The sequence below is a fragment of the Pseudomonas sp. BJP69 genome (genome assembly GCF_007633355.1).
In the GTDB taxonomy this organism is placed as follows: Bacteria; Pseudomonadota; Gammaproteobacteria; order Pseudomonadales; family Pseudomonadaceae; genus Aquipseudomonas; species Aquipseudomonas juntendi.
Genome location: NZ_CP041933.1, coordinates 2,190,211 through 2,209,889 on the forward strand (window position 1 = coordinate 2,190,211; position 19,679 = coordinate 2,209,889).

Consider the following 19,679-nt stretch of genomic DNA (forward strand, 5'->3'; position numbering starts at 1 on the left):
CTCGGGGCAAACGTTTTCGCCTGTTGGATGTGCGCCCCGGCGCAGGTTTTCTGCGGGTTGCACTGTCGGCCCTGGCCCCTCGCTTTCAGACGAACGGCGTGCTCAACCCAGCAAACCGGCCGCGATGTTGATGGTGAACCCCAGGATTGCCGTGTTGAACACGAACCCCACCAGGGAATGCGCCAGCACTACCCGGCGCAAGCCACGCCCGGCCACCCCCACGTCGGAGGTCTGCACGGCCACGCTGATGGTGAACGAGAAGTAGTGGAAGTCCCAGTAGTCGGGGTTGCGTTCACCATCGGCAAATCGCAGGGGGGGGTCATGCTGCCGCCCGGTGTAGAACAACCGCGCATAGTGCAGGCTGAAGATGCAACCGATCATCAACCAGGACCCCGCCACCGTCAGGCCGGTGTACAGGTAGTGCAGGGCCTGGGCGCTGCCCTGCAGGCCGCGGCTGGACACCAGTTGCAGCGTCACTGCGGCCAGGCTGGCGATGGCGGCAATGCACACCGTCAGCAGCACCAGGCCGGCATTTTCATCTTCGATGCGGGCCACCTGGCGGACTTTCTCCGGGTTGGCGCTGCAGCTCAGGTACAGCACGAGCAGCAGATACAGCCAGACCCCCAGGTTCCAGCCAGCGAGGATATGCTGCACGCTGTCGCCAGCGGGTATCAGCCAGCCGCCGAGCAGGCCGACCACGGCGGCGATGCTCAGGCGGGGATGTGTACGGGTCAGGCGGTGGAAAGCCATGGGGCCAATTTCTCGGTCGATATGGCTATCACTCTAGCCTGTCGTGGCCAACCCGGTGGCAGGTCACCTGGCGCTTCAGGCCGGCAGCGGCAGGGTGGCCGGCGGCAACGCCGGTGTTGTTTGCTGGCGCCCATCGCACACCCTTGCAACTCTCAGTACACTGCACGTTCCAACACCAACATCTGTTGAACTCGAGGTTTTTGCATGAAGCTCAGTCCTTTGGCAGGCAAGCCGGCACCAGCCAGCGTGCTGGTCGATATTCCCCGGCTGCTCACCGCCTACTACACCGGCCGCCCAGACGCCGCCGTGGCGGCCCAGCGGGTGGCCTTCGGCACCTCGGGGCACCGCGGCACTTCGCTTGAATTGAGTTTCAACGAGTACCACGTCCTGGCCATCACCCAGGCGATCTGCCTGTACCGCAAGGAAAAGGGCATCGATGGCCCGCTGTTCATCGGCGCCGACACTCACGCCCTGTCGGCCCCTGCCGCCGCCAGCGCCCTGGAAGTGCTGGCCGCCAACGGCGTGCAGGTCATGCTGTCCAAGGATGACGAATACACGCCAACCCCGGCCGTATCGCACGCCATCCTCTGCCATAACCGTGGCCGTACCCAGGGCCTGGCCGACGGCATCGTCATCACCCCGTCGCACAACCCGCCGCAAAGCGGTGGCTTCAAGTACAACCCGCCCAATGGCGGCCCGGCCGACAGCGACGTGACCAAGTGGATCGAAGCCAAGGCCAACGACCTACTGGCGGCCAACCTGGCCGGCGTCAAGCGCATGGACCATGCCCAGGCCCTGCAGGCGGCCACCACCCAGCGCCATGACTACGTCAGCCACTATGTGGCCGACCTGGAAAACGTCATCGACTTCGACGTCATCCGTGCTGCCAAGCTGCGCCTGGGCGTAGACCCCCTGGGTGGGGCAGGGGTGCGTTACTGGTCGGCGATCGCCAAGCATTACCAACTCGACCTGGAAGTGGTGAATACCGAGGTCGACCCGACCTTCCGCTTCATGACCGTCGACTGGGATGGCCAGATCCGCATGGACCCATCCTCGCCGTATGCGATGCAGGGCCTGATCGGCCTGCGCGACCGCTTCGACGTGGCGTTCGCCTGCGACCCGGACCACGATCGCCATGGCATCGTCACGGCCGATGGCCTGCTGCAGCCGAACAACTACCTGGCCGTGGCCATCGATTACCTGTACCGCCATCGCCCGCAATGGCGCAGCGATGCCGCGGTTGGCAAGACCGTGGTGTCCAGCGGCCTGATCGATCGGGTTACCCAGCGCCTGGGCCGCGAGCTGTATGAAGTGCCGGTGGGCTTCAAGTTCTTTGCCCAAGGCCTGTTCGACGGCACACTCGGTTTTGGTGGCGAAGAAAGTGCAGGGGCATCGTTCCTGCGCCGCGATGGCTCGGTGTGGGCCACCGACAAGGACGGCCTGATCCCCGCGCTGCTGGCTGCCGAGATGACCGCCCGCACCGGGCGCAACCCTAGCCAGGCCTATGCCGACCTGACCGAGGCACTGGGCAAACCCTATGCCACCCGCGTCGAGGCCAAGGCCGATGCGCGGCAGAAGGCGCTGCTGAGCAAGCTGGCACCGGAGCAGGTGAAATCCACCGAGCTGGCCGGTGAGCCGATCGTGCAGATCCTCAGCCACGCCCCGGGTAATGGCCAGGCGATTGGCGGGCTGAAGGTGATGACTGCCAACGGTTGGTTCGCCGCACGCCCGTCAGGCACCGAAGACATCTACAAGATCTACGCCGAAAGCTTCATCGACGAAGCCCACCTGCAGCGCCTGGTGCAGGAAGCGCAGGTGCTGGTGGACGCTGCCATCGCCTGACCGGCAACAAAGCACTTGGAACTGCGGCGCGATGTAAATTAGAATTAATCCTATTTACGCCGCCGCAGGGCCTTCCCATGATCGACGCCGCGCCGCCACAAGAGCCTAGCCTGCCTGCCCTGTATCGGGAGCATCGCAGCTGGCTGGAAAGCTGGCTGCGCCGGCGCATGGGCAATGCCTGGGATGCCGCCGACCTCAGCCAGGATACGTTCCTGCGGGTGCTGGCCAGTGCTCAGCCGCTGGCAGACATCCGCGAGCCACGCGCCTACCTGCTTACCGTGGGCAAGCGCCTGCTCAGCAACTTCCACCAGCGCCGCAGCCTGGAGCAGGCCTACATGGATGCCTTGGCGCAGTTGCCTGAGCAGCATGTACCGTCGCCCGAGCAGCGCTGGATCGTGCTGGAAACCCTGCAAGCACTGGATGAACTGCTCGACGGCCTGAAGCCGCCGGTGCGCAGGGCGTTTCTCTGGAGCCAGCTGGAAGGCCTGGGCTATGCCGAAATCGGCAAGCGGCTGGGTGTGTGCGAGCGCTCGGTCAAACGTTACATGGCGCAGGCTTACGAGCATTGCCTGTTGGCCGATCTGCAATGACCCAACCTAGCGCCGAAACCCGCAAGGCCGTGCGTGCCGCTGCCCGTTGGCTGGCACTGCTGGATTCCGGCGCCGCCAGCGACAAGGACCTGCGGCGGCTCGCGCAATGGCGCGCCAGCAGCAGCCTGCATGAGCAGGCGTGGCACAAGGCAGCCTTGTTGCGCGCGCGCTTCTCCGGGCTGCCAGGGGCGTTGGCAATGGCCACGCTGGACCGCCCGGATGCCGGCCGACGGGCGCTGCTCAAGCGCGCCCTGGGCGTGGCGGCGGTGCTGCCGGCGGCGTGGCTGGCAAGCCGTGAGCTGCCCCTGGAAACCTGGGCTGCCGACCTGCGTACCGCGGTGGGAGAGCAGCGCCAGGTGCTGTTGAGCGACGGGACCTTCCTGCAGTTGAATACCGACAGCGCGGTCGATCTCGACCTCGGTGCACGGCGCCTGACCTTGCTGCGCGGGGAGGTTGCGATAAAGGTGCCCGCGCATCTGCAACTGACCTTGCACGTGCCCGAGGGCCAGGTGCTGCTGGGCGATGCAGAGGTGTGCTTGCGCCTGTTGGGCGACGCCTGCCGGGTGTCGGTGCTCAACGGCAGGGCCCAGCTTCAGCCGGCCCGCGGCCCGGCACGCACGCTGCTGGCAGGGCAGCAGGCCAGCTTGCAGGCAACTGGCGTCGGCGCGGTCAGCGGGCTGGACCTTTGGCGGCTGGGCTGGCGCGAAGGGGTGCTGCGGCTGGACGACCGGCCGCTGGGCGAACTGTTGCACGAGCTGCGTCGCTACCGCCCCGGGGTGCTGCGCTGGGCGCCCGCGCTGGAGCGGCTGCGCGTCACCGGCACGTTCCGCCTTGACGACACCGACCGGGTGCTGGCCTTGCTGGCTGCAAGCCTGCCGTTGCAGGTGCAGTCACGCACCCGTTACTGGGTCAGTTTGTCTGCGCGAGAAAATCGTGCATGAGGCTGTCCCCTTTTTTTCACTCGCCGGTCATTACCGGTAGGAGAAAATAAAGGGGAGCCTTGTTCAATGCCTGCAGTAAAGTCTTGCCGCTTGCGCCCACTGGCGCGCGCCGCGCATCCGTTGTTCGCCATGAGCCTGTTGCTGTGTTCACCGGCCTGGGCCGATGAGCCCGTGCGCCGCACTTACCAGGTAGCGCCCGCCAGCCTGGGGGCCGCGTTGACCCGCTTCGCCGACCAGGCGGGCGTCAGCCTTTCGCTGGACCCGGCACTGGTGCAAGGCCGGCAGAGCGCTGGCCTGTCTGGCGCCTACAGTGTTGACGAAGGGTTTGCCCAATTGCTGCGTGGCAGCGGCCTGCAATGGCTCCCGGTGGGTGAAGGGGCCTTCACCCTGGTGCCGGCCCCCCAGGCCGGTAGCGCCCTGGAAATCGCCCCTACCAGTATCGTCGGCGGGCTGGTCGCCCCTGGCCAATCGCAGCCCTACGCTGGCGGCCAGGTGGCACGCCAGGGCGCACAAGGCCTGCTCGGCTCGCGGGACTTCATGGACACCCCCTTCAGCATCACCAGTTACACCAGCGAGGTGGTCAAGAACCAGCAGGCCCGCACCCTGGGCGAGCTGATTGCCAGCGACCCCTCGGTACGCGCCACCAACCCCGCCGGCGGGCGCTTCGAACAATTCACCATTCGCGGCTTCAGCCTGTTCAACAGTGATGTCGCCTACAATGGCTTGTACGGGATCTTGCCGACCTATTCGATCGACATGGAAATGGCCGAGCGGGTCGATATCATCAAAGGCCCCAACCAGTTGCTCAACGGCATATCGCCCCGGGGCAGCGTAGGCGGTGGCATCAACGTGCAACCCAAGCGCGCTGGCGACAAGCCGATTACCACGTTCACCGGCAGCTATGCCTCCGACAGCCAGGTGGGGGGTGCCGTGGATATCGGCCGGCGCTTCGGCGAAGGTGACCAGTTCGGTGTGCGCTTCAACGGCGTCAAGCAAGCCGGCGATACTGCCTGGGACCACCAGTCTGTCGATCGCCAGATGGCGGTGCTGGGCCTGGATTTCCGCGGCGAGCGCCTGCGCCTCTCGGCCGACCTGGGCCACACCGAGCGCGATACCGATGCGCCGCAGGAGCGTGTGCTGATCGGCGCCAACGCCAAGGTGCCGGATGCCGATGACGTGCGCCACAACTATGCCCAGGCCTGGAGCAAGGCGCGCACCAATGACACCTTTGGCGCACTGAATGCCGAATACGATATCAGTGATTCGCTGCTGGCCTATGGTGCGGTCGGCGCGCGCAAGAGCAACCATGACTTCCTGCGCCACAACGTGTCGGTCATCAATGACGCCGGCAATTTCAGTGTGCAGCCCCGCGACTTTACCCGCGATGAATCTGTGCGTACTGCCATGGCTGGCCTGCGCAAGTGGCTGCAGACCGGGCCGGTCAGCCACGAACTGAACCTGGCCGCCAGCTATTACTACATGGACTTCACCAACGGCGGCGCCCGTTATGCCGCCGCACCCAGCAACCTCTACCACCCGGTGGCCACACCCACGCCGGGCACACCCACCCGCTTCGATTCGAAGGTCTACACGGAAAACCGCTTCTCCGGCGTGGCCCTGGCCGACACCCTGGGCTTTTTCGACGACCGCCTTCTGCTGACCCTGGGCGCGCGCTGGCAGCGGGTGCAAGTGGATGACTGGAGTGATGGCGTCAAAGGCGACACCGCCTATGACGAAGAAAAGGTCTCGCCCTCTGGCGGGGTGCTGCTCAAGGTCACCGAGCAGTTGTCGCTGTACGCCAATTACATGGAAGGCCTGAGCCAAGGCAAGATCGCCCCGTCGACCTCGGTCAACGAAGACCAGATATTTCCGCCATTCACCAGCCGCCAGGTCGAGGTCGGGGCCAAGTATGACTTTGGCCAGGTGGCCTTCACCGCCAGCGCGTTCCGCATTCGCCAGCCGGCCTACGAAACCAACCCGGCTTCGCGGGTGTTCGGCCCCAATGGCAAGCGTGATAACCGCGGCATCGAGCTGAGTGTGTTCGGTGAGCCTGTGCAGGGTGTGCGGGTACTGGGTGGGGTGATGTACATCGACAGCGAGCTGACCGACACGGTCGATGGCGCCTACGACGGCAACCGCGCCCCGGCCACGCCGAAGTACAACGTGAACCTGGGGGGCGAGTGGGACGTGCCGGGGGTCAAAGGCTTGACCCTGACAGCACGCGGTATCCACTCCAGCTCGCAGTACCTGGACCAGAACAACAGCAAGAAGATCGATGGCTGGGAGCGCTATGACCTGGGGGCGCGCTACGCGTTCAAGGTGGATGAGACCGAGGTCACATTGCGTGCCAGCGTCGAGAACGTGCTGGATGACCGCTACTGGAGCTCGACAGGGGCCCCGGATGACAGCGAGCCGGGCCTGACCCTGTCGACCCCACGCACCTATCTGCTGTCTGCCACGGTCGGCTTCTAAGCCTTGCACCGTCCCCTGTAGGAGCGGCCTTGTGTCGCGATGGGGCGCGAAGCGGCCCTAAATTTTCAGCTTCGCCGCAACTTCAGCTTCGTCGCAAAAAAACGGGGCCGCTTCGCGCCCCATCGCGACACAAGGCCGCTCCTACAGGGCAAGCGCCTGGCAATTGCCGGTCACGCCTGGTCCGGCACCACGGCGATCACGTCGATCTCCATCAGCCATTCGGCCTGGGCCAGGCCGGCCACTACCAGGCCGGTGGAAATCGGGAACACGCCCTTGAGCCATTTGCCCACTTCCTTGTACACCGGCTCGCGGAAACGTGGGTCGGTGATGTAGGTGGTGGTCTTGACGATATGCGACAGGTCCGAGCCGGCTTCTTCGAGCAGTTGCTTGACGTTCTTCATCGCCTGTTCGGCCTGCGCCCGCGGGTCACCCAGGCCCACCAGCCTGCCTTCGAAGTCGGTGCCGACCTGGCCACGCACATAAATGGTGTTACCGGCCCGCACCGCCTGGCACAGGTCGTTGTCCAGGGTCTGGTTGGGGTAGGTGGCCTTGGTGTTGAACATGCGGATGCGGGTATGGGTAGGCATCAGTGGGCTCCGAGGGTGCTGACGTTGCTGAATGCGGCAGGTTGCTGCCGGTCGGCCGCGCGCTGGTCGCGGTCGCGGTAGGCGCTGTAGGTGCGTTGCGTGGCAATGTGGCCGGCGACGTGTTTGGCGTCGTGCCATACGCCCCAGATGAACGACGAGCCACGGCGCGACAGCCACGGCAGGCCAAGGAAATACACACCTGGTTCGCGAGCGACACCGCGCTGATGCTGGGGCTTGCCGTTGGCGTCGAAGGTGTCCACCTGCAGCCAGCTGAAGTCCACGCCGTAGCCGGTGGCCCAGATGATGCTGCGGACACCGGCCTTGGCCAGGTCCAGCTGCTGCAGTGGGTCGAGCATGCAGGCCGGGTCGGCCAGGCGCCGGCGCGCTTCAGGCTCTTGCGGCAGGTCGAGGCCGTTGCGCTCCACATAGGCATCGGCGGCGTCCAGCAAGGCCAGGTAGTTCTCATCGCCCCGCGTGATGTTCTCGACCAGGTTGTCCTGGAAGTGCGCCACGCCGTTTTCGAACGACCGGGTCAGGCCAACCAGGGTCATGCCCTGGTGGGCGAGGGCACGGAAGTCGACCGTATGGCCCCCACGGGCGCCGCTCACGGCAATGGTCACGTGCTCGCGGCCAGGCTTGGCAATCTCTGCGTCCCATTCACCCAATACGCCAAGCCACCAGCAGAAGTCGCGGTTGCGGTAAGCCCGTGGCGGGCGATCATGAGCGCCGACCGACAGGTACACCTGGCGGCCGGCACGCATCAGCTCTTCGGCGATCTGCACGCCGGACGAGCCTGCACCCACCACCAGCACTGCACCTTCGGGCAGTTGTTCGGGGTTGAAGTAGGCGGCCGAGTGGATCTGGTGCAGGTTGGCGTCTTTTGGCGCGATCGCCGGTATCACCGGCTTCTGGAACGGGCCGGTCGCCGCCACCACGCGGTTGGCGCGGATCACGCCTTCATTGGTTTCGATGGTGAAGCCAGGGCGGTCGCTGTTGCGCTGTACTTTCTTCACTTCGATGCCGGTGCGCACCGGCAGGTTGAACTTGCGTACGTACTGCTCGAAGTAGTCGGCCACCTGGTCCTTGCCGGCGAAGGCGTCGGCATCGAGGTTGAATTCCAGCCCTGGGAAGCGGTCGTGCCAGGCCGGCCCATTGGCCACCAGCGAATCCCAGCGGCCGCTGCGCCAGGCCTCGGCAATGCGGTTGCGCTCCAGCACCAGGTGCGGCACGCCCAGCTTGCTCAGGTGTTCGCTCATGGCCACGCCAGCCTGGCCGGCGCCGACCACGAGGGTGTCGATTTCGAAGTTGTTCAGTGTCATGTCCGAGCCCTTGTTCAGGCGGTTTTTGTCAGGTCGGTTCGGGGACCGCCGTTGCCTGGGGCCAGACTAGGGATGCTGCGCAAATGGCGAAAATAGTATTTAGCTGGGGCTTGCCGATAAAACGGCGAAGGCCCGGATCTTGTGAACGCAACTGTCGTGTTGGAACGTTGAAAGCTCGCGCACTCGCTGTGGGAGCGGGCCTCAGACCCTAGTTTTTTCCTGCCTAGCCCCTCGGAAAAAGGTGGTTTCGCCTGCCCGAAGGTTCCACCCAGAATGGCCTGCATTGCACAGCACACAGGAACCATGCCATGACCTTCTCCATCATTGGTCGCTGCCAGGAAACCGGCCAGATCGGTATCGCCATCAGCTCGTCGAGCATCGCCGTAGGGGCCCGTTGCCCGTGGGTGCGTGCCGGCGTGGGCGCGGTCGCTACCCAGAACATCACCCTGCCGGCGCTGGGCCCGCAGATTCTCGACGCCATGGAGCAGGGCCAGTTGCCACCCGCCGCAGCGCTGGACCGGGTGTTGAGCGCCAATGGCTGGAGCGAGTACCGCCAGGTGACGGTCATCGACAGCACCGGCCAGGTGGCTTTGTTCACGGGGCGCGAGGCGCTTGGCACACACCATGCCGTGGCCGGCGAGCAATGCGCGGCGGCGGGCAACCTGCTGTCCTCCACCCAGGTGATCGAAGCGATGGTGCTGGCCTTCGAACAGGCCGGTGGGCACCTGGCCGACCGCCTGCTGGCGGCCATGCACGCGGCGATGGCTGCGGGCGGTGAGGCAGGGCCGGTACACTCGGCGGCGCTGAAAATTGCGGGTGAGCTGACCTGGCCACTGGTGGACCTGCGCGTCGACTGGGCCGACAACGACCCGATCGGAGCGCTCGATGGCCTGTGGCAAGCCTACCGCCCACAAATGCAGGACTACGTTACCCGCGCCCTCAACCCGACCTCTGCGCCAAGCTACGGGGTGCCGGGCGATGAGTGAGTTTGCCAGCCGCACGCTGCTGGCCAGGCTGGTCGGCTTTGCCACGGTCAGCCGTGATTCCAACCTGGCGCTGATCGGCTTCATTCGCGATTACCTGGCCGGGTTGGGCGTGGAATGCGAGCTGTTCCACAACCCGGAGAGAACCAAGGCTAACCTGTTTGCCACCATCGGCCCCAAGGATCTTGGCGGCGTGGTGCTGTCCGGGCACACCGACGTGGTGCCGGTAGACGGCCAGGCCTGGTCGGTCGAACCGTTCGCCCTCAGCGAACACGATGGCCGCTTGTATGGCCGTGGCACAGCCGACATGAAAGGCTTCATCGCGTCAGTGCTGGCAGCGGTACCCGCATTTCTCGCCCAGCCGCTGCGCATGCCGGTGCACCTGGCATTTTCATATGACGAAGAGGTCGGCTGCCTGGGTGTACGCTCGATGCTCGCAGCGCTCGAACAACGCCGGCACAAACCGCGGCTGTGCCTGATCGGTGAGCCCACTGAACTCAAACCCGTGTTGGGGCACAAGGGCAAACTGGCGATGCGCTGCCAGGTGCATGGCGCTGCTTGCCATTCAGCGTATGCACCGTATGGCGTGAATGCCATCGAGTATGCCGCCAGGCTTATCGGCAAGCTGGGTGATATCGGCGACGCGCTGGCCTTGCCGCAGCATCACGACGAGCGTTTTGACCCACCGTTCTCCACGGTGCAGACCGGGGTGATCAAAGGGGGCAGGGCGCTGAACATCGTGCCGGCCGAGTGCGAATTCGATTTCGAGGTGCGTGCCTTGCCGGGGTTCGAGGCACAGGCGGTGGCGGACCAACTACAGGCCTATGCCGAGACCGAGTTGCTGCCGCGCATGCGCAAGGTCCACGCCGACAGCGCCATTCGCCTGCAGCCGCTGAGTGCCTATCCGGGGTTGGCTACACCGCAGAACAGCGAAGCTGCGCAGCTGGTGGCGCTGCTCAGTGGTTCGGATAAGTTCGGCACCGTGGCGTTTGGTACTGAAGGCGGGCTGTTCGACCAGGCGGGCATCCCCACCGTGGTGTGCGGGCCCGGGAGCATGGAGCAGGGGCACAAGCCGGATGAATTCGTCAGTGTCGAACAGCTGCAGGGCTGCGATGCCATGCTGCTCAGGCTGGTGGATCACCTCAGGCAGGCTTGACGGTTTAACTGTCAGGGCTTTGTGGGCGCAGGTTAACCCGCGAATGGGCCGCAGTGCGGCCCCCGGCGACTCAGAAGGTTGCCTTTACCTGCAGGCCCACCACCAGCGCGTTGTCGATGTCTTTGCCAGTGAACGCCCCTGGCTCGATGATGTACTGCACATCCGGGCGCAGGTTCAGCCATGGCGTGGCCTGGTAGCCGTAGCTCAGCTCGATCAACTGCTCGGCGCTGTCGATATCGGGGAACGGCTGGCCGGCGTTGAATGCAGCATCTTCCAGCACATCGCGGCTACGCGGGTTGGGTACGGCGCGGCCATAACCCAGTGCCACGGTATCTCTCGGGCGGCCTTCGAACGGCTTGTACAGCACCACCCCGGCGCCATACCACTTGGTAAACGGCGAAGCGGCCTTGCTCGACGCCGAATACTGGCCGAAAGCGTGCAGGCTGCGGCCTGGCGAGGCCTGATCGTTCCACAGCGCCTGGTCGACCAGCAGGTAGTGCCCGCCGCGCCCCGACACTTCGTCGTCGCTGCCGATGCGCTTCACGTCGGAGCTGTCGTAGTAGTACCCCAGCTTGTACTCGCCCGGCAGCTCGCCCTGCAGCTTGTACACCAGCTCCACCGGGACCACGGTGCCAGTGGTGTGCTTGGGCCCCAGGTGCCAGGCACGGCTGGAATTGCCGTTGCTCTCGGGGTCCACATTGAACGCTGCCACACGCAGTTGCCAGGCGGGCGACAGGTCGTACTTCACGCGCACGCCGAGGTGGGCGTTGGGGTAGTTGGTCCAGCCGCTGCCCCCCGACATGTTCAGCGGGTGGCCACAGAAGCCGGCGTTCATGAAATTGCACAGGATGCCGCTGTCCAGGCCGCCGACGTCGTTGCCCATGGCCATGTAGCCCAGCTTGACGTTGAGCGCAGGGGTGAACAGGGTGCGTTCGTAGCTCAGCTCTGTCAGGCGGGTGTACAGACCGCCGTAGTTTTCCTGGATCGGCAGGCGGTTGCCGACCAGATCGTCCGACGCGCTGTTGCCGCGACGGTCGTTGATGGTCAGCTGGACTTTGCCGCCGTTGTCCAGGCCATACAGCTTCGACAGGTCGAACTGCACGCCCAGCTTGACGTTCTGCGAGTAACGCGCCGAGCGGTGCAGGCCGCCATGCGCGTTGTAGGCGGTTTCACCGCTGTAGTCGCCGGTGATTTTCACCCCGTCCTGTTCCAGCTGGTGGCGCAGGCCGCCCCAGTCACCGGTGAGGGTGCTGCGGGTGAGGAGGTCGTCGTTGGCGAGTGCAGTGCTGCTGGCCAACGCCAGCAGCAGGGTGGGGGTGAAGCGAATTACGGATGGCATTGCTGTGTCTCGGGTTGTCTGTTCGAGCCTCTTCGCGGGCGAACCCGCTGCCACAGGGGCTGCACCATTTGCCGGGGCAGTGATCCTCCTGTGACGGCGGGTTCACCCGCGAACGGGGCGACGCTGTGTTACGGCAAGGCGTAAGCGATCACGTAGTCGCCACGGTCGGTCGACTGGCGCGCACCGCCCGCTGTCACGACCACGTACTGCTTGCCGGTTTTCGGCGAAACGTAGGTCATAGGGCCGCCCTGGCTGCCCACTGGCAGGCGCGCCTTCCAGATTTCGTCACCGTTGCCGCTGTTGTAGGCGCGCAGGTAGAAGTCCTGGGTGCCGGCAATGAACACCAGGCCGCCTTGGGTCGACAGGGTGCCGCCCAGGGTGGGCAGGCCGATCTTGATCGGCAGGTGCATGCGGATACCCAGCGGGCCGGTGTCTTCAACGGTGCCCACCGGTACCTGCCAGGCCACCTGACGGGTCTTCATGTCGATCGCGGTGAGGGTGCCGAACGGCGGCGCCTGGCATGGAATACCGGCTACCGACAGGAAGCGGTTCTTGTTCACCGCATACGGGGTGCCCTTGAGCGGTACTGCACCCATGCCGGTGTTCAGGGCTTCGCCGCCGGACGCTGCATTGCCTTTGTTCTGCGACGGAATCATCTGGATCCACAGGCCCAGGCGCATGTCGTTGACGAAGATGAAACCGTGCACCGGGTCGGTGGAAAGGCTGCCCCAGTTCATGCCGCCCAGCGAACCCAGGAAGCTCAGCGACAGGTCGGTGCCGGGTGCTGTGTACAAGCCGTCATAGCGCATCTTCTTGAAGTCGATGCGGCACAGCAGCTGGTCATACGGGGTAGCACCCCACATGTCCGACTCGGTCAGGGTCTGCGCGCCGATCTGCGGCATGCCCACCGACTTGGGCTGGGTTGGCGAGTACGGCTCGTTTGGAATGTTACTTGGCTTGACCGGAACTTCGTCGACCTGGGTCAGCGGTTTGCCGGTGGCGCGGTCGAGCACATAGATCTGCCCGGCTTTGGTGCCGATCACTACCGCAGGTACGGTCTGGCCGTCGTCCTTGGTGAAGTCGATCAGGCTCGGCTGCATCGGCAGGTCGAAGTCCCAGAGGTCGTTGTGCACGGTCTGGTACACCCACTTCTGGTTGCCGGTGGTGGCGTCCAGGGCCAGCACCGAAGCGCCGTAGGTGTGGTCCAGCTTGCTGCGTTCAACACCGTAGATGTCGGTGGACGACGAGCCCATCGGCAGGAATACGGTGTTCATCGCCGGGTCGTAGGACATCGGTGCCCAGCTGTTCGGGGTGCTGCGCACGTAGGTGTTGTCGCCCTGCGGGGCCTGGCGGTCTTCCGGGTTGCCCGGGTCGAAGGCCCAGCGCATTTCCCCGGTGATCACGTCGAAGCCACGGATCACGCCGCCTGGCATGTCGGTCTGGACGTTGTCGGCAACGCGGCCGCCGACCACCACGGTGGTGCCGGCCATCAGCGGTGCCGAGGACAGCTGGTAGTAAGAGTCTGGCACATCGCCCAGGCCGGCCATCAGGTTGACCTGGCCGTTGTTGCCGAAGCCCTGGCAGAACTCGCCGGTGTCGGCATCGACGGCAATCAGGCGGCCATCGATGGTGTTGGTCAGCAGGCGACGCTGGCAGTTGGCGCCGGCCGGCACGCTACCGCCGGTGACCGGCGAGCTGTTGGGCTGGGTCGGCTGGGCGACGGCCGCAGTGGCATCGAAATAGGCCAGGCCACGGCAACGCTGCCAGACCTTGGACTGGGCATTGATGGCGTTCTTCCACAGCTCTTTGCCGGTGTCGGCATCCAGCGCGATCAGGTTGTTGTGCGGGGTGCAGATGAACACCTTGTTGCCGATCTGCAGGGGTGTCAGCTGGTCTTCGGCACCGTTGCCGTCGCTGATGGCGACGTCGCCGGTGTGGTAGGCCCAGGCCACCTTCAGCTTGTTCACGTTGTCACGGTTTATCTGGTCCAGCGCGGCGAAGCGGCTGCCACCTTCGGTATTACCGTAGTGGGCCCAGTCCTTCTGTTCCTTGCCGGCCTCGACCGGGGTCATGCCCGGGCCTTTGCCAGTAGGGGCCACACTTGGGTGGGCGACGAACATGTTGCCGGCGGCAACCGCCAGCACCACGGCCATCACCGCGGCAACGCCGTAGGCACCGCGCCCGGCGCTGGCGCCATTGGCGCGGGCCAGCAGTGGGTACACCAGCGCTACCACCATGCCGATGACACCGAACATGAACAGGCGCGAGAACAGCGGCCAGAACACCAGGCCGGCGTCGACCAGCGCCCAGAGGGCAGTGCCAACCAAGAACAGCGCGTACAGCCAGGCGCCCGCTTTTTTACGGCGGGCAATGAGCACACCGGCGATGGCCATGGCCAGGCCGCCGATCAGGAAGTACCAGGAACCGCCCAGGCCGGCGAGTTTGACGCCGCCGGCAGCCAGGAGCAGGCCAAGCAGGGCGATGATCACGCCCAGGCCAATCAGGATGATTTTAGAGGCGCCAGAGGCGCGCGGTGTTTCGTTCATGCCAGGGATCTCAGCAGGTGGAATGCGCGCAGTTTAAGCCCTTAGCTTGCTAATTAACAAGTTGGTACATAATTTTGTGAGGCTGATTGTCGCAGGGCTGAACTTAACGCGGTGTGTCTAAAATCCTAGATCGTGTCTGGAAAAATGCATGAAAACCCCGGGTATGGCGGGCAAGGTTTTTTATCGCGGCTACGTTCATTTGTAGGCTTAACGCCGGTTGGGCGTGCGCCCGCCATGGCCCTGTTTGCTTGGCGCCATGCTTCTTGACCGGGCTGGCGGTTTATTAGACCTTTGCGATTTTTCGAGGACGGCCTGACATGGACAAACTTTTGGCGATGAAAATGTTCGTGGCCACCGTCGATGCCCAGGGTTTTTCAGCGGCTGCACGCCGGCTGGGGGTGGCGACCTCATCGGTGACGCGCCTGGTCGATGCCCTTGAGTCGGCGCTGGGTGCCACCTTGCTCAATCGTTCGACGCGCCAGGTCAGTCTGACCGAGGCAGGCGCGCGCTACTACCAGCGCGCCCGAGGCATCTTCGAGGCGCTGGACGAGGCCGATGCCAGCATCTCGGACCGCGGTGAGGAACCGGTCGGTGTGCTGCGCCTGTGCTTGCCGGTGGAGTTCGGCAGGCGGGTCATCGCCCCGCACCTGGGGCCGTTTCTGGCGCGCCACCCGGCGCTGGAGCTGGACATCGACCTTAGCGACCGCATCGACGACCTGCTCGACGGGCGTTATGACCTGTCGATCCGCCTGGGTGACCCAGCGCCCAGCGATGAAATGGTGTGCCGCCCACTCGGCCGCTTCCAACGCTGGCTGGTCGCCAGCCCGGGCTACCTGGCCGAGCGCGGGCCGCTCCTGCATCCCCGGCAGTTGCTTGAACACCCCTGCCTGCGTTTTCGCTACGGGCAAAAAGCACGGCCCTGGCGGCTGACCTGTGGCCAGGAAAGCCTGGAGCTGGACGTAAGCGGGCCGCTGCGCAGTGCCAACGCCGACATGTTGCGCGAAACGGCGCTGGCGGGCAGCGGTATTGCATTGCTGGCCGACTGGCTGGTACGCGAAGACGTTGAAGGCGGTCGGCTGCAGCGCCTCTTCCCTGAATGGCAAGCCAACCCTGGCACCGCCAACGACTGTATCAACGCCCTGTACCTGCCCAACCACCGGGGTTCGCGACGGGTCAGCGCTTTCATCGGTTTTTGCGAAAATGTGCTGAAAACTGGCCGCTAGCGTTGCGCTATACGCAAAGGCGCGTTGCGTAGCTGCCCAATTCTCGGCGCCGCTGCCCGCAGGTAAGGTGGCCGTCATCCCCATACCTTGTCGAGGAACCTCGCATGAACCCTTCCGTCGCGTCAGCGCAACCGGCCACTGCCGGCCTGAGCCGGGCCCTGGTGGTACTCCTGGCGTTCTGCTGCGGCGCTATCGTCGCCAACATCTACTACGCCCAACCCATCGTGGGGCTGATCGCCCCGGACCTGGGGCTGTCTACCGAACATGCCAGCCTGATCGTTTCCCTCACCCAGCTCGGCTATGCCTTGGGCCTGTTGTTGCTGGTACCGTTGGCCGACTTGCTGGAAAACCGTCGTCTGATGGTGGCCACCGCCGTTCTGGCCTGCATCAGCCTGCTGTTGGCAGGTACCAGTGGCAGTGGCCAGGGGCAGTTGTTCCTGGGTTACGCCCTGCTGATCGGCTTCAGTTCAGTGGCAGTGCAGATGCTGATTCCGCTGGCGGCGCACCTGGCGCCCGAGCACCAGCGCGGTCGGGTAGTGGGCAACATCATGGGTGGGTTGCTGCTGGGCATCCTGCTGGCCCGGCCGTTGTCCAGCCTGGTGGCCGACCACTTCGGCTGGCGTGCGGTGTTCATCGGCGCTGCCGGGGTGATGTTGGCGATCATCCTGCTGCTGGCGTCGACCCTGCCGCAGCGTCGGCCCGAGCACAAGGCCAGTTACGCAGGGCTGATGCTGTCGCTGCTCACCTTGCTGCGCCGTTACCCACTGCTGCGCCAGCGCTCGCTGTACCAGGCCTTGATGTTCGCCGCATTCAGCCTTTACTGGACGGCGGTGCCACTGGCCCTGTCTGCAGGGCATGGCCTGTCGCAAAGCCAGATTGCCTTGTTCGCGTTGGTCGGCGCAGTGGGTGCGGTTGCGGCACCCATTGCCGGCCGCCTGGCCGATGCCGGGCATGCCCGGGCGGGGTCGTTGCTGGCGCTGTTACTGGCGCCGGCCGCCTTGCTGCTGGGTTTGACGGTGCCCGGCTACAGCGTGATCGGCCTGGGCCTGACGGGTGTGCTGCTGGATTTTGCGGTGCAGATGAACATGGTGATCGGCCAGCGTGAAGTGTATGCACTGGACCCGGCCAGCCGTGGGCGTTTGAATGCGGTGTACATGACCAGCATCTTCCTTGGCGGAGCGCTGGGTTCGGCAGTGGCCAGTGCGCTGTTCAGCCAGTTTGGTTGGGCAGGGGTGGCATTGGTGGGCGCCGCCTTGCCGGGGCTGGCGCTGCTGGTCTTCGTTTTCCAGGCACGCCAGGCTCGATAGGCGCTGCAACGCCAGTGGCAGTGGCCTGCCTGTGCCAGGGGCTAGCGGCTCAAGGGCAAGGCCACGCCAATCAGGGCGAACAAGCCCCCGCAGCAGCGATTGAAGCCTTTGCCTGCTTTGCTCAGCCAGGGCCGAACGCGGTACGCCAGCCGCGCCAGCAGGTATTCGACCAGAAACTCGACGCTGGCGAAGGTGGTCGCCATGACCACGAACTGCAACAGCAGCCCGCGCTGTGGGTCGATGAACTGTGGCAGGAACGCGCCGTAGAACAGCAGCACCTTGGGGTTGGCCATGGCCGACAGCAGCCCTTGGCGAAACAACCCTGCGTTGTTCAGCCCAGCGTTGCCCGCATTGAGTTCCAACTGCAGGCCTGGGCTGCGCCACAGCTGCACACCTAGCCAGACCAGATAGGCACCCCCTAGCCATTTCAGTACGCCAAGCACCGACGCCGAGGCCTGGAGCAATGCACCAAGCCCGAACATCGCCAGGGCGATGAGCGCGCTGAAGCCGAACACGCCGCCGACAATGGTGAACAGGGTTCGCCGGGCCCCATACAGGGCGCCGTGGGTCAAGGCCAGCAGGCTGTTAGGGCCTGGGGTGAGCGACAAACCGATGCTCGCCAGCAGGTAGATGAGCCATGTGTCGAGGTTCATGCCGGGTAACGCCATGTGATGAACAGGGCGCCAGTCTAGGGCGCAATGGTGGCGCTGGCAGGGTAATATTCGGACATTCGATGGTACTTTCTGGACGTGAATACCGTGCATCCCGATATTCGCTTGCTGATCTTGCCGCTACCGGATTTTGCCTTGCTGCCGTTTGGCGCCTTCCTCGACAAGTTGCGCTTCAGCGCCGATGACGAGGACTACAGCCAGCAGCGTTATTGCAGCTGGACGGTGGCGGGGCTGGGTGGTGAACCGGTGCCTTCCAGCAGCGGTGCAGTGCTGCAGGTCGAGGCCGTGGCCGGCGACCTCGAGCTGGCCAGTTTCGACTACCTGGTGCTGTTCGGCGGGCGCAATGCCATGGCCACCGCCGCACTTGCACCGCGCTACCAGGCTTTGCTCAAGCGCGCCAGCAAGGCGGGCGTCAAATTGGTCGGGGTCGACAATGGTGTTTTCCTGCTGGCGGCGTGCGGCTTGTTGCGCGGGCACAAGGTGGTGGTGCACTGGCGCCACGAAGCCGAATTCCGGGCGGCGTTCCCGCATGTGCAGCTACTGCCTGAGCAACTGTACTGCATCGATGGCAACCGTATTACCTGCGCCGGTGGCACGGCGGCCATCGACCTGGCTGTCGCGCTGCTGTCACGTGCCTGCGGTCGCACGCGGGCACTCAAGGGCTTGGCCGACATGCTGGTGGATGAAACCCGCGACAGCCGCCATGCCTTGCGCTCTCTGGAGCCGGGCAGCGGGCCGGGGCGCCAGGTGCAGAAAGCGCAGGCACTGATGCGCCATCACCTGGGGGCGCCGCTGGCAGTGGAGCAACTGGCGGCAGCGTTGGGCATCAGCCGGCGCCAGCTGGACCGGCAGTTTCACGCCAGTCATGGCCTGAGTGCCAAGGCCTGGTGGCGCGAAATGCGCCTGCAGCAAGCACGCTGGCGCTTGCTCAACTCCACCCACAGCCTGGCGCAGATTGCCGATGAAGTCGGCCTGGGCGATGCCAGTTACCTGGGCAAATGCCTGCGGGCGCGGTTTGGCTGTACCGCGCTCGAGCTGCGTGCAGCTACACACCAGGGCTGAAGCGCGCCTGACAGGGTTGCAAGGGGGCTCGAATTCACTGTGGTGTGCCGAACAGTGCGGTCCAGTAGATGCCCGCATCGCTCTTCGGGTCCACTGCGTAGGCAGCCCCCAGGTCGCGGAACTCGGGGTTCATCAACGTGGCACAGTGCCCGGGGCTGTCCAGCCAGCCTTCGACCACCTTGTGCGCAGTGTCACGCCCAGCGGCAATGTTCTCGCCGATCTGCTGATACAGGTAGCCGGCCAGCTCCGCCCGGTCGCCGGGGGTGCGGCCATCCTTGTCGATGTGGTCGAAGAAATTCTGGTTGGCCATGGCCCGCGTGTGGTTCGCGGCAGCCCCCGCCAGCACCGTGTTCCAGCTTAACGGCGGGGCGGCAGCGAAGGGTTGCCCGCCACACTGCCGGGCCACCTTGCGGGCCGCGTTGATTTCCTCCACCACTTTCTGCCCTTCGGCTTGCCAGTCACCGAGGCGGCCACTGAGCAGTGGCCGGGCCAGCACGATACGCCAATCGCGGCCTTCCTGGCTGACGCCAATGTCGACGAACTGCGGGTCCAGCACCACCTGGCAGAAACTTTCCTCGATGGCATGCATGGCCGCAGGCGCATCGCGCGGCCCCGACAGGCTGATGGCCTGCACATTGACCATAGGGTAGGCCGCCCGGGTCATGGCCTGCTGCAGATCGCGGGTGCCCTCCGGCGACAGCGCCAGGCGGGTATCGCTGTTCAGCGGTGGCAGTTCCAGCGATGCCTCGCCATCGCAAGGTTGGGCCTGGCTGCGGTAGGCATTGATCGACGCGATCAGTTGCGCTTCTTCGCCGGTAACGGCCAATGCCCCGGTCGAAATCAACAGGCCAAGCGACAAGGCGGCAACGGATGACAGCACGCGCATGTGTA

16 protein-coding genes are annotated in these 19,679 nt (G+C 65.0%); 9 read left to right on the forward strand and 7 right to left on the reverse strand.

Features of this window, described 5'->3' with window-relative positions; genetic code table 11:
- Positions 1-102: 102 nt before the first annotated feature.
- Positions 103-750, reverse strand: a complete 648-nt coding sequence (locus tag FPB55_RS10085; protein ID WP_144188089.1) for a DUF1345 domain-containing protein — start codon at positions 748-750, stop codon at positions 103-105.
- 204 nt (positions 751-954) lie between these two features.
- Here FPB55_RS10085 and pgm point away from each other — a divergent pair, with 204 nt between their 5' ends.
- The 4 genes from pgm (at position 955) to FPB55_RS10105 (ending at position 6,595) form a co-directional block, all read left to right on the forward strand.
- On the forward strand, positions 955-2,592 hold the full coding sequence (gene pgm / locus FPB55_RS10090) for a phosphoglucomutase (alpha-D-glucose-1,6-bisphosphate-dependent) (protein WP_009686522.1): 1,638 nt from the start codon (positions 955-957) through the stop codon (positions 2,590-2,592).
- 77 nt (positions 2,593-2,669) lie between these two features.
- Entirely contained in the window at positions 2,670-3,182 is a 513-nt protein-coding gene (locus FPB55_RS10095; protein WP_009686523.1) for a sigma-70 family RNA polymerase sigma factor, read from the forward strand.
- Positions 3,179-4,123 carry a FecR domain-containing protein gene (locus FPB55_RS10100; protein ID WP_144188091.1) on the forward strand — a complete coding sequence of 315 codons (945 nt, stop codon included), beginning with the start codon at positions 3,179-3,181 and terminating at the stop codon, positions 4,121-4,123. Before FPB55_RS10095 ends, FPB55_RS10100 begins: the two co-directional genes overlap by 4 nt.
- A 66-nt stretch (positions 4,124-4,189) precedes the next feature.
- Complete coding sequence (locus FPB55_RS10105; protein ID WP_144188093.1) at positions 4,190-6,595, forward strand: TonB-dependent receptor; 2,406 nt, start codon at positions 4,190-4,192, stop codon at positions 6,593-6,595.
- A gap of 170 nt (positions 6,596-6,765) precedes the next feature.
- Here the strand turns inward: FPB55_RS10105 and FPB55_RS10110 are convergent, their stop codons facing one another.
- Together FPB55_RS10110 and FPB55_RS10115 are read right to left on the reverse strand one after the other, a co-directional pair.
- Positions 6,766-7,182: a RidA family protein gene (locus tag FPB55_RS10110; protein WP_029887064.1), complete on the reverse strand. Its 417-nt coding sequence runs from the start codon at positions 7,180-7,182 to the stop codon at positions 6,766-6,768.
- On the reverse strand, positions 7,182-8,501 hold the full coding sequence (locus FPB55_RS10115; RefSeq protein WP_009686529.1) for an NAD(P)/FAD-dependent oxidoreductase: 1,320 nt from the start codon (positions 8,499-8,501) through the stop codon (positions 7,182-7,184). Before FPB55_RS10115 ends, FPB55_RS10110 begins: the two co-directional genes overlap by 1 nt.
- Before the next feature lie 308 nt (positions 8,502-8,809).
- On the opposite strand from FPB55_RS10115, the gene FPB55_RS10120 reads away from it, so the two are divergent.
- A complete protein-coding gene (locus tag FPB55_RS10120) occupies positions 8,810-9,487 on the forward strand; it encodes a DUF1028 domain-containing protein (protein WP_115293919.1) in 678 nt (225 codons plus the stop codon).
- Complete coding sequence (gene argE / locus FPB55_RS10125) at positions 9,480-10,640, forward strand: acetylornithine deacetylase (RefSeq protein WP_144188095.1); 1,161 nt, start codon at positions 9,480-9,482, stop codon at positions 10,638-10,640. The genes FPB55_RS10120 and argE overlap by 8 nt, the downstream gene beginning before the upstream one ends.
- A gap of 70 nt (positions 10,641-10,710) precedes the next feature.
- On the opposite strand, the gene FPB55_RS10130 is transcribed toward argE, so the two are convergent.
- Together FPB55_RS10130 and FPB55_RS10135 are read right to left on the reverse strand one after the other, a co-directional pair.
- Positions 10,711-11,979, reverse strand: coding sequence for a carbohydrate porin (locus tag FPB55_RS10130; RefSeq protein ID WP_009686532.1), 1,269 nt, complete (start codon positions 11,977-11,979; stop codon positions 10,711-10,713).
- 128 nt (positions 11,980-12,107) lie between these two features.
- On the reverse strand, positions 12,108-14,525 hold the full coding sequence (locus FPB55_RS10135) for a glucose/quinate/shikimate family membrane-bound PQQ-dependent dehydrogenase (RefSeq protein ID WP_144188097.1): 2,418 nt from the start codon (positions 14,523-14,525) through the stop codon (positions 12,108-12,110).
- A 317-nt stretch (positions 14,526-14,842) separates the two neighbouring features.
- On the opposite strand from FPB55_RS10135, the gene FPB55_RS10140 reads away from it, so the two are divergent.
- Both FPB55_RS10140 and FPB55_RS10145 read left to right on the forward strand, forming a co-directional pair.
- Positions 14,843-15,748 carry a LysR family transcriptional regulator gene (locus tag FPB55_RS10140; RefSeq protein ID WP_125854423.1) on the forward strand — a complete coding sequence of 302 codons (906 nt, stop codon included), beginning with the start codon at positions 14,843-14,845 and terminating at the stop codon, positions 15,746-15,748.
- 104 nt (positions 15,749-15,852) lie between these two features.
- A complete protein-coding gene (locus tag FPB55_RS10145) occupies positions 15,853-17,055 on the forward strand; it encodes an MFS transporter (protein ID WP_144188099.1) in 1,203 nt (400 codons plus the stop codon).
- A gap of 41 nt (positions 17,056-17,096) precedes the next feature.
- Here FPB55_RS10145 and FPB55_RS10150 read toward each other — a convergent pair whose 3' ends face one another.
- Positions 17,097-17,708, reverse strand: coding sequence for a LysE family transporter (locus FPB55_RS10150; RefSeq protein WP_144188101.1), 612 nt, complete (start codon positions 17,706-17,708; stop codon positions 17,097-17,099).
- A gap of 105 nt (positions 17,709-17,813) precedes the next feature.
- Here FPB55_RS10150 and FPB55_RS10155 point away from each other — a divergent pair, with 105 nt between their 5' ends.
- A complete protein-coding gene (locus FPB55_RS10155; RefSeq protein WP_144189615.1) occupies positions 17,814-18,788 on the forward strand; it encodes a helix-turn-helix domain-containing protein in 975 nt (324 codons plus the stop codon).
- 34 nt (positions 18,789-18,822) lie between these two features.
- Here the strand turns inward: FPB55_RS10155 and FPB55_RS10160 are convergent, their stop codons facing one another.
- Complete coding sequence (locus FPB55_RS10160) at positions 18,823-19,674, reverse strand: CAP domain-containing protein (protein WP_144188103.1); 852 nt, start codon at positions 19,672-19,674, stop codon at positions 18,823-18,825.
- Between the last annotated feature and the right edge of the window lie 5 nt (positions 19,675-19,679).